Origin of the sequence: Plantibacter sp. Leaf1 (genome assembly GCF_001421315.1) — a bacterium.
Taxonomy (GTDB): Bacteria; Actinomycetota; Actinomycetes; order Actinomycetales; family Microbacteriaceae; genus Plantibacter.
In genome coordinates this window covers 39,556-52,457 of sequence record NZ_LMJX01000001.1, presented here as the reverse complement: position 1 = coordinate 52,457, position 12,902 = coordinate 39,556, and the positions used below count along the sequence as shown (strand labels likewise).

Below are 12,902 nucleotides of genomic sequence, written 5' to 3'. Positions count from 1 at the left end.
TGACGCGAACCGCTAACAGCTGGTCTTGGAGACCGTCACGGTGACCTTGCCGTCCTTGCGCGCCGCCGTCCCCGCCGGGGGATCGACCCCCGTCACCTTCGGGGTCGTGGCTGCCGGATCGACCGCACACTTCTGGCCCACATTCGCGAACCCGGCGCTCTGGAGAGCCGCCTTGGCCTCGTCGTAACTCGCGGCGCCGCTCACGTCGGGGACGGTCGCCAGGAGGCCGTTGCTGGTGTAGACGGTCACGATGGAGCCCTTCGGCACCGTACCCGAGGGGTTCGTGCTCGCGGCCTGGCCTGCCGGCAGCGCGGAGTCACCGGCGCCGCCGTTCGCGAAGCCGAAGCCGGCATCCTCGAGGAGCTTCTGCGCCTCTTCGATCGTCTTGCCTGCGACGTCGGGCACCTGGACCGACTGGCCGTTGATCAGCGACGGATCCGGGTCGCCGAACGCCGAGCCGCCGAACTTGGCGTTGGCGGTCAACATGATCCGTGGCCAGATCTTGTGTCGGATCGTGGCCACCTGGCCGGCGTCGAAGTACGTGCGGCGGAGGTTGACGTGGCCGGTCGCATTGAAGACACCGACGATCGTCGCGGCCTGGGTGCTGGCACCGCTCATCCACGTGGCCTCGTTGTTGTCGGTCGTGCCCGTCTTGCCGATGAGCGGGATGCCGTCGCCGGTGCGCGACGAGCTCGTCGTGCCGCCGTTGAAGGTGGCCTGCAGGGCTACGTTGGCGGTGGCCGCGACGTTCGCCTCGAGGCCGACGCGGCAGTTGGCCGCCGGGACCGGGATCTCGGTGCCGTCGGGCTTCACGACGCGGTCGATCGCGATCGGGTCGCAGGTGGTGCCGCCGGACGCGAAGGTCGCGAAGGCGGTCGCCATGCTGAGCGGCGCGACCTCGTTGGTACCGAGGACGGTCGCGGGGGACTGGAGCAGCGGCCCGCCGTCTGCGCGGTGGACGCCCATCGACTCGGCCGTCTTGCGGATGCCGCAGAGGTCGAGCTGCTTCGCCATCGCGATGAAGCCGGTGTTGATGGACAGCTTCGTCGACTGGAGTGCGGTGTACTGGCCACCGTTGCCACCCTCGTCGTTGCCGGGGTTCCAGTCGGAGCCGGCGTACACGGTGCCACCGTCGGCGCAGGAGTCCTTGAACGTGCCCCACGGCGATCGCTTGCGGCCGTCGACGCCCTCGTTCAGGCCGTGGCCTTCCTTGAGCCACTCGGCCAGCGTGAAGGTCTTGTACGTCGATCCGGGCTGGAAGCCGGTGGACCCGCCGTAGTCGACGTCGGTGTTGTAGTTGACGGCCGAGTAGTTCGACCCGAGGGCGAGGGTGTCCTCGTCGCTCGCATAGTCCTTGTTCTGCGCCATGGCGAGGATGCGCCCGGTTCCGGGCTGGACCGTCACCGCCACCGCGCCGATGTCGAGCTGGTCGCTCGCGTGCGGGATGTAGGCGTCGAGCGCGGTCTGTGCCGAGTACTGCAGGTCGAGGTCGAGGGTCGTGAACACGTCGTAGCCGCCGCGGTTGAAGGCGGCCCAGCGCTCGTCCTCGGTCGCACCGAAGATCGGGTTGTTCTGGAACACCCGCGTGACGTAGTCGCAGAAGTAGCCCGCTCCCGGGCTCACGTTCACGGCCGTGATGCACCCGGTGCTCGACGGCGTGATCGTCGGGGTGATGACCGTGACGATCGCCGCGTCGTACTGCTCCTGCGTGATCTTCTTCTCGGCGAGCATCTTGCCGAGGATGTAGTCGCGCCGGTCCTTCGTCTTGCTGTAGCCGTCGGCCGCGCCGTTCACCTCGTTCTCGGGCTGGTCGAAGCGCAGGTTCGACGGGTTGTTCACCACGGCGAGCAGCGTCGCCGCCTGCTCGAGGGTGAGGTTCGCCGCCGTCGTGTTGAAGTAGTAGTTGGCGGCGGCCTCGATGCCGTACACGCGCCCGCCGAAGCCGGTGATGTTCAGGTAGCCGCGCAGGATGTCCTGCTTGCCGTAGCGCTTCTCCAGGCCGATGGCCATGCGCATCTCCTTGAGCTTGCGCTCCGGAGTCGTCTTCGTCGCCTCTTCGTACGCGGCCTTCATCTTGGCCTCGTCGGTGATGGCCTCGGCCTTCTGCACGAGCACGTTCTTCACGTACTGCTGCGTGATCGACGAACCACCCTGCAGATCGCGCCCCGTCGCGCTGATCGCGACGGCTCGGATCGTTCCCGTGAGGTCGACGCCGCCGTGCTCGTAGAAGCGCGGGTCTTCAGCAGCGATCGCCGCGTCCTTGACGAACTGGTTGATCTGGTCCCAGCCCACCTCGATGCGGTTCTGCTGGTAGAAGGACGCGAGCAGCTGCGGGTTGCCCGCACTGTCGGTCGCGTAGATGTTGGACTTCTGCGCCAGCTCGTCGAGGGCCAGGTAGTCGGGGAGACCGTCGAACACGTTGATCGTGCTGTTGGTCGCGATCCCGGTGACGGCGAGGGCCGGCGTGACCGTCGCGGTGACGAGGACACCCGCCGCGACGCTCAGCCCGAGGAAGCCCAGGAGGCCGCCGAGCACACCGGTGGCCGTGCGATGTTGTTGAGGCATGGATCGATGCTAAGCGACATTCCTGAAAAAGGCCCGCTCAGAGCGACGTCGAAACCCGATCGTTGTCGGGCCGGCGGCGGGAGGTCGGGAAGCCGACCGCCCCGCCCGCCGTCCGTCCGATCAATCCGGAGGGCCGTTGCCGGTGCCGTTCCCGGTGCCGTTGTTGCCGTTCCCGGGCGCGGCCGGCTCACCGGGTTCACCCGTGCCGCCGGTGCCGCCCTCGTCGCCCGGTGCCGGTGTCGGCGCCTGGGTGGGTGCCTGCGTCGGGTCGGCGGTCGGTGCTGGCGACGGGGTCGCATCCTCTCCGCTGCCACCGGATCCGTCGCCCTGCAGCGTGGCGCGGTCGGCCTCAGGGAAGTCGCCACCCGGATACTTCGCCAGGGCGGCCGTCATGATCTCCGGCCAGATGAGGTGGCGCATCGACGCGACCTGCGTGCCGTCGATGTAGGTGTCGCGGAGGTTGACGTGCCCGGAGACGTTGAACGTGCCGACGACCGTCGCGACGGTGGTGCTCGCGCCGCTCATCCAGGTCGCCTCGGCGTTGTCGGTCGTCCCGGTCTTGCCGATCAGTTCGCCGACCCCGTCGGTGCGGCTGCCGGAGGCCGAGGCGGTGCCGTTCGACACCACCCCCTGGAGGACGTCGTCGGCGGCGGCCGCCACCTTGGCGTCGACGGACTGGCGGCAGTTCGCCGAGGGGACCTCGGCGGTCGAGCCGTCGGGCTTCGTGATCGAGTCGATGGCGATCGGGTCGCAGGTCTTGCCGCCGGCGGCGAGGGTCGCGAACGCCGTCGCCATGCTCAACGGAGCGACCTCGTTCGTGCCGAGCACCGTGGCCGGGGAGTTGTTCAGCGGTGCTCCGTCGGCGCGGTGCACGCCCATCGACTCGGCCGTCTTGCTGATGTCGCAGAGGTCGAGTTCCTGCGCCATCGCGATGAAGGCCGTGTTGATCGACTGCTGCGTGGCCCGACGGACCGTGTACGAACCGGATTCACCCTCGTCGTTCCGTGGGCTCCATCCGGCCTCGGCCTGTTCCGTCCCGCCCGGCACACAACTGTTGGTGAAGGTGCCCCAGTCGGATCGGCGGTTCGCGTTGATCGACTCGTTCACACCCTTGCCCGCCTTCAGCCAGTCGGTGAGGGTGAAGATCTTGTACGTCGACCCGGGCTGGAACCCGGCCGATCCGCCGTAGGCCTGATCGGTGTTGTAGTTGATGGCGCTGTAGTTGGCGCCCGTCGCGAGCACGTCGGGGTCCTGTGAGTAGTCCTTGTTCTGCGCCATCGCGAGGATGCGTCCCGAACCGGGCTGCACGCTCACCGAGACGGCGCCGAGGTCGGCCTCGGTGGTGGTCTTCGGCACGTACTCGTCGATCGCGGCCTGTGATGCGCCCTGCAGATCGAGGTCGAGGGTCGTGAAGACGCTGTACCCGCCGCGCTTGAAGTTCGTCCAGCGCTCCTCCTGGGTGGCACCGAAGATCTCGTTGTTCTGCAGCACATTGGTGACGTAGTCGCAGAAGTAGGCCGCCGACGCGGCAGCCGAGCAGCCGGTGACCGGCGGCACGATCGTCGGTGTCACCGGCACCGCGATGGCGGCGTCATGCTGCTCCTGGGAGATCTTCGCCTCCTTGAGCATCTGGTCGAGGACGTAGTCCCGGCGGGTCTTCGTCAGGGCGTATCCGTTCGCGGCCCCGTTGTCGGCGTTGTCCGGTCTGTCGATGCGGAGGTTCTCGGGGTTGTTGACGATCGCGAGGAGCGTCGCCGCCTGTTCCAGGGTGAGGTTCGCGGCGGTGGTGTTGAAGTAGTAGTTCGCGGCGGCCTCGATCCCGTAGACCCGACCGCCGAACCCGGAGATGTTGAGGTACCCGCGGAGGATGTCCTCCTTGCCGTACGTCTTCTCCAGACCGATCGCGAGCCGCATCTCCTTGAGCTTGCGCTCCGGGGTCGTGGCCGTCGCCTCCTCGTAGGCCTTCTTGCTCTCGGCCGCATCGGGGATCGCCTCGGCCTTCTGCACGAGCACGTTCTTCACGTACTGCTGCGTGATCGAGGAGCCACCCTGCGTGGACCCGCCGGCGGCGTTGTTGACCACGGCGCGGACCGTGCCCGCGAGGTCGATGCCGCCGTGGTCGAAGAAGCGCGGGTCTTCGGCCGAGACGGCCGCGTCCTTCGCGAACTGGGAGATCTGGTCCCAGCTGTCCTCGATGCGGTTCTGGTCGTAGAAGGAGGCGAGGAGCACCGGGTTGCCGGCGGAGTCCTTCGCGTAGATGCTCGACTTCTGGGCGAGCGAGTCGAGCTGGAGGTAGTCGGGGAGACCGTCGAAGACGGTGATGCCCGTGGACGTGGCGAGGCCCGTCATCGCGATGGCGGGGGTGACCGCAGCGGTCGCGAGGACACCGGCGGCGACACTCAGGCCGACGAAGCCGAGGACGCTCTGCACGACCGTCTTCGCGGGGGTACGTGGTTCAGGCATAGGATCGAAGGTAAGCGGGGAAACTGTGAGCGAGCTTCACCCGGTGTTCGCCACGTCCGTCCCCTGCGCATCCGCCTCACTGTGTGGAGCGCCCGATCGAGGAGAGACATGACCCGCTGGGAGTACCTCACCACGCCGTTGATGATCCACAACACGGCAGCCATCCTGAACAACTGGGGCGGGGACGGCTGGGAACTCGTCCAGGTCGTCACCGGTCCCGAGGGCGGCCTCGTCGCCTACCTCAAACGACCCATCGCCGACTGACCGCACGCCCCGGAGGAGCCCCCATGTCCCAGATCGCCGATCGACTCGCCGAGCTCGACATCACCCTGCCCACCGTCGTCCCGCCCGTGGCCGCGTACGTCCCCGCGGTCGTCTCCGGCGACCACGTCTTCACCTCCGGTCAACTGCCGATGACCGACGGCAAGCTCCCGGCCACCGGCAAGGTCGGTGAGGGCGACGGCCTCGTCTCGCCAGCGGACGCGAAGGCGTACGCCCGCACCTGTGCCCTCAACGCGCTCGCCGCGGTGGAGAGCCAGATCGGTTCGCTCGACCGCGTCACCCGCATCGTGAAGGTCGTCGGCTTCGTCGCCTCCGACCCGGCGTTCACCGGCCAGCCCGGCGTCATCAACGGTGCTTCCGAGGTCCTCGGCGAGATCTTCGGCGACCTCGGCGTGCACGCCCGTTCGGCTGTCGGCGTCGCGGTCCTCCCGCTCGACTCGCCGGTCGAGGTGGAGCTCATCGTCGAATTCGCCTAGCGAGTCCCTGCGTCGACGCACGAGAGCCGGATGGAATCAGCGATTCCGTCCGGCTCTCGTACTTGGAGCACTCGCCTAGCTGTTCTTCACCATCTTGTCGGTGATGATCTGCATGACGGTGGTGTCGGCGAGCGTCGTCGTGTCGCCCACCTCGCGGCCTTCGGCCACGTCGCGCAGGAGGCGACGCATGATCTTGCCGGAGCGCGTCTTCGGCAGCTCGTTCACCAGGTAGACCTCGCGCGGTCGGGCGATCGGCCCGATCTGCTCGCCGACCCAGCTGCGCAGGGCACCCGTGATGTCCGCGAGCCCCGAAGCCTGCTCGAGGTGGGACTCCTTGATGATGACGAAGGCGACCACCGCCTGGCCGGTGGTCTCGTCGGCCGCACCGACGACGGCGGACTCGGCCACCATCTCGTTGGCAACCAGCGCGGACTCGATCTCCGCGGTCGAGAGCCGGTGCCCGGACACGTTCATCACGTCGTCGACGCGGCCGAGCAGCCAGACGTCGCGGTCCGAGTCGAGCCGGGCGCCGTCGCCGGCGAAGTAGAACGGTCCGCCCTCGACGTCCCAGAACTTCTCCCAGTAGGTCTCCTTGAACCGCTCCGGATCGCCCCAGATGCCACGGAGCATCGACGGCCAGGGCTCGGTCACGACGAGCAGCCCGCCGCCACCGGCACCGACCGCGTCGCCGACCTCGTCGACCACGTCGATCGAGATGCCGGGGATCGGGACCTGCGCGCTGCCCGGCTTCGTCGAGGTCACACCGGGGAGGGCCGAGACCATGATCGCGCCCGTCTCGGTCTGCCACCAGGTGTCGACGATCGGGGCGAGCTTGTTCCCGATGATCTTCCGGTACCACATCCACGCCTCGGGGTTGATGGGTTCGCCCACCGAACCGAGGAGGCGGATCGACGAGAGGTCGAACTGCTTGGGGATCGTCCGGCCGAGCTTCATGAACGAGCGGATCGCCGTCGGCGCCGTGTAGAAGATGCTGACGGCGTACTTCTCGATGATCTCCCACCAGCGGCCCGGGTGCGGGGCGTCCGGCGTGCCCTCGTAGAGCACCTGGGTCGCACCGTTGGCGAGGGGGCCGTAGGTGACGTAGCTGTGTCCGGTGATCCAACCGATGTCGGCCGTGCACCAGTAGACGTCGGTCTCGGGGTGGAGGTCGAAGACGTTCTTGTGGGTGAACGCCGTCTGCGTGAGGTACCCGCCCGAGGTGTGGAGGATGCCCTTCGGCTTGCCGGTGGTGCCGGAGGTGTACAGGATGAACAGCGGCTGCTCCGCGGGGAACGGCTGCGCGTCGTGCTCGGGCTCCGCGTCGGCGATCGCCTCGTGCCACCACAGGTCGCGTCCGGCGGTCCACTCGACGTCGTTCTCGCCGCGACGGACGACGAGGACGTGGTCTACCGTCGCCTGCTCCGGGAGCTCTCCGCGGCTGGCGAGTGCGGCGTCGACGGCCGGCTTCAACGCGGACACCTTGCCCTTGCGGTAGCCGCCGTCGGCCGTGATGACGAGTTTCGCCTCGGCGTCGTCGATGCGGGAACGGAGGCTGTCGGCGCTGAACCCGCCGAAGACGACGGAGTGCACCGCACCGATGCGGGCGACGGCCAGCATGGAGACGATGGCCTCGGGGATCATCGGCAGGTAGATGGCGACACGGTCCCCGGCTGAGACGCCGAGGCTCGTGAAGAGGTTGGCGGCCCGCTTGACCTCTGCGGTGAGCTCGGCGTAGGTGATCGAGCGGCTGTCGCCCGGCTCGCCCTCCCAGTGGAGCGCGACGCGGTCGCCGTTGCCGGCCTCCACGTGTCGGTCGAGGCAGTTGTAGGCGACGTTCAGCTCGCCGTCCTCGAACCAGGTCGCGAACGGCGGGTTCGACCAGTCGAGGGTCTTGGTGAACGGCTTGCTCCAGGTGAGCAGTTCGCGGGACTCGTCCGCCCAGAACGCGAGTCGGTCGTCCGAGGCCTGTTCGTACAGTCCGGCGTCGGCGATCGCCTGTGCGGCGAACGCCTCCGACGGCGGGAACCGTCGGTCCTCGTGCAGCAGGCTGTCGATGTGAGTGCTCATCGTGTGTCTCTCGCTCCCTTGCGAATCCGCGTTCCTGACCTGTCCGCGCTTCGGCGGCCGGGTCCGTGCCATGCACGAGCGTAGCGCGTTCTCGGTTGCGGATTTGTCACTCATCCGAACAAACTCCGGCGACCAGTCTGTGAATGATCTGGGCATGGTAGGGAAACCACTCGATCTGGGGCCATCGGAATGCTTGTGTTCCGGGTCGACTGGCGTACACTTGAACCCGGCCGAATACTTATTCGTGCATGCAGTGCCAGCGATTCCCCCCAATCCGGCACTGCAGAGGCGGCACCCATTCCCCCCAATGGGTGCCGCCTTCTTCTGTCTCCGGCGGTCACACGCTCGAGTGGGCGATCTCACGCCATGTCGCTTGGAATCGGACGCCGACGCCCGGGTCATGCAAGAACGCCCGCGCCTCCGGGGTTCCGGTGGCACGGGCGTCCTGACAGGCTGCAGCTCAGTCGGAGGCGACGGGATGCTCCTCGCGGAACACCTCGAGTTGCTCCTCGCTCGGGTACGAGGCCTGTGCGCCGGCTCCCGTCGCCGCAAAGCTCCCGACCGCCGAGGCGAACCGTGCCGCATCGACGAGCGTGTCTCCGGCGGCGAGCCTGCGGGCGAGGGCGCCCATGAACGCGTCACCGCAGCCGGTCGTGTCGACCGCGGTGACCTTCGGCGACCGCACGACGACCGCATCGGCCCCCTCGTCGATCACGACGCTGCCGGCAGCCCCGGTCGTGACGACGGCTCGTCGGACACCTCGGTCGCGCAGCGCGGAGGCCATCGCCGCCCAACCGGACTCCTCGGGATCGACGCCGGTGAGCTCGGCCGCCTCGTGCTCGTTCACGAGGAGCACGCCCGTCGCCTGCAGGAGTTCCTCGGGCACGGGGCCGAAGGGGGAGAGGTTGAGGAGGACGACCGCGCCTGCCGCTGCACCGCGCTGCGCGGCCTCGAGCACGGTCTCCAGTGGGACCTCGAGGCAGAGGCAGACGACCCCGGCGCCGTCCAGTGCCGACCACGCCTCGCCGATCCGCTCCGGCGCGAGCGTGCCGTTGGCTCCCGGAGAGACGATGATCGTGTTCTCGCCGGCATCGTCGACGGTGATCACCGCAGTACCCGTCGCCGTGTCGTCCCGGCGCGCGATCCGGGTCACGTCGACGCCGGCGTCCGAGAGCGAATCGAGCAGCATCGAACCGTTCGCATCGTCACCGACCGCGCCGACCATCGTGACGTCGCCGCCGAGTCGTCCGGCGGCGACCGCCTGGTTGGCGCCCTTGCCGCCGGGGATGACGGCGAGTTCGGAACCGGTGAGCGTCTCACCGGGTTGGGGGAAGCGGGCGGTGCGGACGACGAGATCGGCGTTCAACGACCCGACGACGACGATGCGTGGACCCTGCATGATGTTCCTCTCTCAGCTCGCCGAAACGGGATCGGCGGGACGGACCTCGGCGCTCGCCGGCTTCGGGATGAGGAACGAGACCAGGAGGGCGACGGCGGTGATGCCCGCGCCGACCAGCATGGCACTCGTGTATCCCGCGGTCGACGTCCCGCCGTTCGGCGCCACGGCGATCTGCACCGCCGGAAGCACGACGAAGCTGAGACCGGCGCCCAGGTTGAAGGCGCCCGCGTTCAGCCCGGGCAGGAACCCCGGGTTCTCCTTCGGCGACAGGACGATGCCGAGCCCGTTGAGCATGATGTTGCCGATACCCGCGTACGTCGCGCCGATGAGGACCGTCGTCGCGATGAGGACCGGCAGGGAATGGACGCCGACGAGCGCCATGACGACGATCGAGACGATGCTGCCGACGAGTCCGATGCGGAGCACGTTCAGGTAGCCGATGGTCGGCGCGAGACGACCGGCGAACGGACCGACGATCCAGCCGACGAGCGCATACGGCGTGAGGAATGCGAGGGAGGCGAGGTCGGCCTCCATGCTGAACCCCGCGTCGGCGTTCTGCGCGATGGAGGTGACGAGGCCGTTGACGACGGCGAAGACCCCGGTCATGGTGAGCAGGGTCGTCAGGAGGAGGGCCCACGTGCTGCGCTGACGGAGGTACCTGGTCGCCACGAGCGGTTCCGCGACGCGGTTCTCGACGGCCCAGAAGATCGCGAACGCGACGAGGGCGACCACGACGAAGCCGCCGACGAGCAACCAGTTCGCCGCTGCGAGCTTGCCGGCCTCGTTGAACGCGGTGAGGAGTGCCGCGATCGAGACGACGAGCGGGAGGACGCCCCACCAGTCCATCCGCGTGCCCTTCGAGGGCTGCGAGTTCGCCGCCCACAGGATGACGAAGACGATCGCGACCGCTGCGACGACGGCCATGGTCCAGAAGACGGACCGGAAGCCGTGATTGGTGACCAGCCAGCCGCCCGCGAGGGCGTCGATCCCGGCGATCCCGCCGTTGACCGCGGTGATGAGGCCCATCATGGCGCCGTACCGCTTGGGGTCGGTGACCTCCGCACGCAGCATGAGCAAGGTGATGGGCACCACCGGCCCGGACACGCCCTGGATGATGCGGCCGACGAACAGCATCTCGACGTTGACGGCGAGGGCCGCGACGACGGTGCCGATGAGCATGACGACGAGCATCCCGGTGAGGACGCGCTTGCGGCCGACGATGTCGCTGAGGCGGGGGAGGAAGACGGAGAACAGGGCGGCGGTGGTGAAGAACATCGTCTGCGAGAGGCCGATGGTGGCGTCGTCGGTGTTCAGCTCGCGCGCCATGCTGACGAGCGCCGGGCTCAGCATGCTGGCGTTCAGCTGGAAGGCGACGCAGGCCGCGAGCAGCGCGGCCATGAGTGCGCCGATGCGGACCGCGGGCGTCGTGCCGGTGGTGCCGGACGCGGCGCTCACAGCTCGACCTGCCCGATGTTCTCGAGCGCTTCGGTGACGAGTCCCCAGAAGCGGGCGTGGTCGAGATCCGTCGCGGCCCAGGTGCTGCAGTCGTCCGGGGCGGGGTGGCGGAAGTCGGCGACCGTCATGCCGAGCGTGAGCGTGCCGGTGAGCTCGATGTCGATCGGGACCTTGACGGTGCGCACGATCGTCGGGTCGATCACGTAGGCGACGGCGCACGGGTCGTGCACGGGCGGACTGTCGAAGCCCTGCGCGTCCTTGTAGGTGGTGCCGAAGAATTCGAGCAGCTCGACGACGAACCGCGCCGGGCCGGTGCCGACAGCGGCGATGCGCTCAACGACCTCGGGCGTCGCGAGGGCCTGGTGTGTCAGGTCGAGACCGACCATCACGACGGGCCAGGCCTCGTTGAAGACGATGTGTGCGGCTTCCGGGTCGATCTTGATGTTGAACTCGGCGACCGCCGACCAGTTGCCGACGTGATACCCGCCGCCCATGAGGACGACCTCCTTCACGCGGTCCACGATCCGCGGCTCCTTGCGGGCGGCGAGGGCGATGTTCGTCAGGCCGCCGGTCGGTACGAGGGTGATCTCGCCGGGCTCGTGCGACATCACGAGGTCGATGATGAGGTCGACGGCGTGCCGCTGGTCGAGCTCGATCGCGGGGTCGGGGAGGACGGGGCCGTCCATGCCCGACTCGCCGTGGATGTCCGGGGCGTTCTCGAGCGGACGCACGAGGGGGCGGTCGGCGCCGGCTGCGAAGGGCACGTCGGTGATCCCGGCGATGCGGGCGACGGCGAGGGCGTTCCTGGTGACCTTCGGGAGCGTCTGGTTGCCGACGACGGTGGTGACGGCGAGGAGCTCGATCTCCGGGTTGCCGTGCGCCAGGAGGATGGCGATCGCGTCGTCGTGGCCGGGGTCGCAGTCGAGGATGATCTTGCGGGGCATGGTTCTCCACATCGTTGGGGTGCCGGCGCGGTGCGAGCCGCGCAGGACGTAAAGCGCTTCAGGTGCGCCGCGAGCAGCTTACGTCAAGCGCTTTAGGTTCGCCAATCCGGGCCATCGGTGCCGAGGCTCCGGCGCCCGATACGATCGACGGGTGACTGACGCGTCGAACGATCCCAGCCCGCGCGGCGCCCGTCGGGTGACCGCCGCGATGGTCGCGGAGCGTGCAGGGACGTCGGTCGCGACCGTGTCGCTCGTCGCCAACGGCAAGGACGCCGGCCATGTCTCGGCGCGGAACGCCGAGCGGGTCCGTCGGGCGATCGCGGAGCTCGGGTACGTCGCCGACCACGCTGCCCGGGCGCTTGCGAGCGGATCGAGCAACCTCGTCGTCTTCGTCACCCCGGATGCCTCGAACCCGTACTTCGGCGCGGTCATCCGCGGGCTCCGTGAGGGGCTCGGTGACACCTACCAGCTCCTCGTCTCGGTGACGGGGGAGGGCGACGTCCCCACCGCCGCAGCACTCGGACGGCTGGCGGCGCTCCGGCCGGCCGGGGTCGTGGTCGACGCTCCGAGTGAGGCCTTCCTCGACGAGTTGCGGCTCGACACTCCACTCGTCCTCCTCGACGCGCCTCGGCTTCCCGCTTCGACGGTCGAGGCGGCTTCGGGTGCTCCGTCGCCGGACCGCCGCGCCGTCTCGGTCGACTTCGACCTCCTCGGCGGGGTGCGCGCGCTCCTCGACCACCTGCATGTGCTCGGGCACCGCCAGCTCGGCTACCTCGGTGGGCGGACGGCGACCGACACCTTCCGCCTCCGAAGGCTGCTCCTTGAGCGGGAGGCCGCGCTCCGCGGGATGCGGGTGCATGCCGACGACCGGGCGGAGAGCATCATCGACCTGGCCGCGGCGGCGGAGGCGTTCGTCGACAGCTGGCCGCGGTGGCGCGACGCCGGGGTGACGGCGCTCGTCTGCGCCACCGACACGCATGCCTACGGGGTGCTGCAGTCGGCGCGGGCGATGGGTATGCCGGTGCCCGGCGAACTCGCCGTGGTCGGGTTCGACGACCTCGCCTCGTCCGTCGTCAGCGATCCGCCGCTGACGAGTGTGCGGTTGCCCGGTGAGGCGCTCGGTCGTGCCGGGGCCGAGCAACTCCTCGCCCAGATTGAGGGCCGGACGGCGGCACCGGCGCCCGTGATCGCCGCGGACCTCGTCGTGCGGGCGTCGACGATCGGACGCTGAGCCGGGCCGTCGCGTCGCGG

Annotated in this window: 9 protein-coding genes; 3 read left to right on the top strand and 6 right to left on the bottom strand. The window is 69.0% G+C overall.

Annotated elements, in window-relative coordinates; genetic code table 11:
• Positions 1 to 12: 12 nt before the first annotated feature.
• Together ASE44_RS00200 and ASE44_RS00195 are read right to left on the bottom strand one after the other, a co-directional pair.
• Complete coding sequence (locus ASE44_RS00200; RefSeq protein WP_157579734.1) at positions 13 to 2,565, bottom strand: transglycosylase domain-containing protein; 2,553 nt, start codon at positions 2,563 to 2,565, stop codon at positions 13 to 15.
• A gap of 120 nt (positions 2,566 to 2,685) precedes the next feature.
• A complete protein-coding gene (locus ASE44_RS00195) occupies positions 2,686 to 5,028 on the bottom strand; it encodes a transglycosylase domain-containing protein (protein ID WP_056014519.1) in 2,343 nt (780 codons plus the stop codon).
• A gap of 108 nt (positions 5,029 to 5,136) precedes the next feature.
• Here ASE44_RS00195 and ASE44_RS18745 point away from each other — a divergent pair, with 108 nt between their 5' ends.
• Together ASE44_RS18745 and ASE44_RS00190 are read left to right on the top strand one after the other, a co-directional pair.
• A complete protein-coding gene (locus ASE44_RS18745; protein ID WP_164488328.1) occupies positions 5,137 to 5,292 on the top strand; it encodes a hypothetical protein in 156 nt (51 codons plus the stop codon).
• Positions 5,293 to 5,315: 23 nt separating this feature from the next.
• Positions 5,316 to 5,786 (top strand): RidA family protein, encoded by a 471-nt coding sequence (locus tag ASE44_RS00190; protein ID WP_056014522.1) that lies wholly within the window; start codon positions 5,316 to 5,318, stop codon positions 5,784 to 5,786.
• Between the two features lie 75 nt (positions 5,787 to 5,861).
• Here the strand turns inward: ASE44_RS00190 and acs are convergent, their stop codons facing one another.
• The 4 genes from acs to ASE44_RS00170 all read right to left on the bottom strand — a co-directional run bounded on the left by acs (position 5,862) and on the right by ASE44_RS00170 (position 11,651).
• Positions 5,862 to 7,853, bottom strand: a complete 1,992-nt coding sequence (gene acs / locus ASE44_RS00185; protein WP_056776334.1) for an acetate--CoA ligase — start codon at positions 7,851 to 7,853, stop codon at positions 5,862 to 5,864.
• A 460-nt stretch (positions 7,854 to 8,313) separates the two neighbouring features.
• A complete protein-coding gene (locus ASE44_RS00180; protein ID WP_056776331.1) occupies positions 8,314 to 9,252 on the bottom strand; it encodes a ribokinase in 939 nt (312 codons plus the stop codon).
• A 12-nt stretch (positions 9,253 to 9,264) separates the two neighbouring features.
• Positions 9,265 to 10,650, bottom strand: coding sequence for an MFS transporter (locus ASE44_RS00175; RefSeq protein ID WP_082455677.1), 1,386 nt, complete (start codon positions 10,648 to 10,650; stop codon positions 9,265 to 9,267).
• A 53-nt stretch (positions 10,651 to 10,703) separates the two neighbouring features.
• Complete coding sequence (locus tag ASE44_RS00170; RefSeq protein WP_056776324.1) at positions 10,704 to 11,651, bottom strand: nucleoside hydrolase; 948 nt, start codon at positions 11,649 to 11,651, stop codon at positions 10,704 to 10,706.
• Between the two features lie 151 nt (positions 11,652 to 11,802).
• Here ASE44_RS00170 and ASE44_RS00165 point away from each other — a divergent pair, with 151 nt between their 5' ends.
• Positions 11,803 to 12,882, top strand: coding sequence for a LacI family DNA-binding transcriptional regulator (locus ASE44_RS00165; protein ID WP_056776322.1), 1,080 nt, complete (start codon positions 11,803 to 11,805; stop codon positions 12,880 to 12,882).
• Positions 12,883 to 12,902 lie beyond the last annotated feature (20 nt).

Bases quoted from the DNA above. Each gene is read 5' to 3' on its own strand.
- ASE44_RS00175 (WP_082455677.1), bottom strand. From the start codon at position 10,650: ATGGCCGCGCTGCTCGCGGCCTGCGTCGCCTTCCAGCTGAACGCCAGC.
- acs (WP_056776334.1), bottom strand. From the start codon at position 7,853: ATGAGCACTCACATCGACAGCCTGCTGCACGAGGACCGACGGTTCCCG.
- ASE44_RS00180 (WP_056776331.1), bottom strand. From the start codon at position 9,252: ATGCAGGGTCCACGCATCGTCGTCGTCGGGTCGTTGAACGCCGATCTC.
- ASE44_RS00195 (WP_056014519.1), bottom strand. From the start codon at position 5,028: ATGCCTGAACCACGTACCCCCGCGAAGACGGTCGTGCAGAGCGTCCTC.
- ASE44_RS00190 (WP_056014522.1), top strand. From the start codon at position 5,316: ATGTCCCAGATCGCCGATCGACTCGCCGAGCTCGACATCACCCTGCCC.
- ASE44_RS18745 (WP_164488328.1), top strand. From the start codon at position 5,137: ATGACCCGCTGGGAGTACCTCACCACGCCGTTGATGATCCACAACACG.
- ASE44_RS00170 (WP_056776324.1), bottom strand. From the start codon at position 11,651: ATGCCCCGCAAGATCATCCTCGACTGCGACCCCGGCCACGACGACGCG.
- ASE44_RS00200 (WP_157579734.1), bottom strand. From the start codon at position 2,565: ATGCCTCAACAACATCGCACGGCCACCGGTGTGCTCGGCGGCCTCCTG.